The 1832-nt window shown below is 54.6% G+C and carries 1 protein-coding gene; it reads left to right on the top strand.

From position 1 onward, the window contains the following. Window positions 1–1310 (top strand): iron uptake porin (locus NW840_RS12975; protein ID WP_414344708.1); only part of this gene is annotated, 1310 nt, incomplete at its 5' end. Between the last annotated feature and the right edge of the window lie 522 nt (window positions 1311–1832).

A 1832-nucleotide genomic window follows, 5' to 3' on the forward strand; every position in this document is an offset into this window, starting at 1 on the left:
GCTTGGATCGCATCAATGAGTTGATTGCAGCCGGTTTGGCCGACAAAGTCTCCAAGGAAGACTTGGCCACGCTGCAGCGCTTGCAAGAAGAATTTGCTGCCGAGCTGGCGGCCCTGCGCGGGCGGGTGGATGCGGCAGAGGCTGAGATTAACGATCTGAAAGGGAAGATCTTCAACCCAGTTACCAAGCTTAACGCCCAGGTGATCACCGCAATTCTTGGCAGCGCTCTTACAGAAGACCGGGTCGTACAAGGAAGAGTGGTAGCCGAGCAAAATCAGGCAAACATGACTCTTCCCTATCGGGTACGCCTGAACTTCGATGCCTCCTTTGTTGGCCGGGATCGCTTGCGTATCCGCCTACAAGCTCGCGATGCGGTTACTACCTTCTTTGAGGGTGACCCAGGCGTTGGCTTCCAGGGGGGTGCGGGTGGTACCTTCACCCTTGCCCAGCTGGTTTATCAATTCCCTGCTTTCGACCGCGCTGCTACTATCTACACGGGCATTACGGGTACGGGAGTGTCGAGCGTTCTGCAGTACAGCACGCCCTTTGATGCCCTGTCGGACTTTGCCGATGCTCCCAACTCTACGGCAGATGTGCCCAGCGGAACCCTATTTGGTTTTCGCTACCGTTTGAGCGACCAGTTTCGTTTAGCCTACGCCTACAGCACCAGAAGAGGTCAAGCTCTGGGGAGAGGCTTTGGCGACAGTGGCTTGACAGGTGATGATAGCGCTCACACCGTCGAGCTGGGCTTCTTGCCAACCAAGGGCTTGGAGTTTTACCTTCAGTTTGCTTCCACCTACCTGCAGCAAGCAAATGACGGTCCTACCTTCCTGGCCACGGGTAAAAGTCTCTTCCGCGGGCCGGTAAGAAGAACGCAGGTCAATGTCTCTGCACGGGTGAATGCTTTTACGTTCGCAGCCAACTGGGAGATCAGCCCTCGCATTACCTTGTCTGGCTGGTTTACGGCTGGCAATGTGGATTACAACCTGCCCAATGTGGTACCGGCTGGCACTGTGGATCCGGGTGAGGAAGACTTTAATGGTTTCCTCCTTGGCTTTGTTTTCCCCGACCTCTTCGTGGAGGGTGCCAGAGGCGGGATTGTATTTGGGCAGCCAATCGTGACCACAGACAACGACGGAGTGTGGGATACTCGCCCCTTCGTTGTGGACGTCTACTACAGCTTCCCGGTCAACGAGTACATTACTCTAACGCCTGCTGCCTACTTTGTGAGCAACCCCAATGGCGGCAGACCCGGAGACAACGACCCAACCATTGGCGTGGGGGCTTTGCGAGCTGTGTTTACTTTCTAGTTCCTAGCTCCTCACGCTTACAGCCAAATTGCCAGGCAGGGATCCACTACGGTGGATCCCTTCATTGAATAAGAATAATCAACTCCTCTGTGGGGATAAGGATGCTGGCATTGAAGAGCTTGAGGTTGAGCTTAAGACGAGGCCATGGGCTACAAAAAGCGCACTGCGTGAGATCTGCCCAGGTCTTTGCCACAGGCTCGGTGTAGGTGTGAGAATGGCGGGAACAGATACCCATGTCTTGGCCACAGATGTGGGGACACCGCATTAACTGTAGGGCAGACCGGACAGCAAGAGGATGTGGACTTCGGCTGTATCATAATCTCCACATCATGTCTTCACCGAAGTCCGCAGTTGCCAGACTTGTTCTTGAGTTAGGCAATTGGTTACCTCTAGAAGACATCCCTACAGCCAAAAAGGTGTGAGGAAAAGAACAAGGAGAGAAACATGCCCGTGAAACACGCGAACTACTGGAAAACGCTGCTGGCCGGCACTCTGGGTGCAGCAGCGATCCTGACCCCTGGA

Source organism: Synechococcus sp. R5-13 (assembly GCF_047462015.1).
Lineage (GTDB): Bacteria > Cyanobacteriota > Cyanobacteriia > Thermostichales > Thermostichaceae > Thermostichus.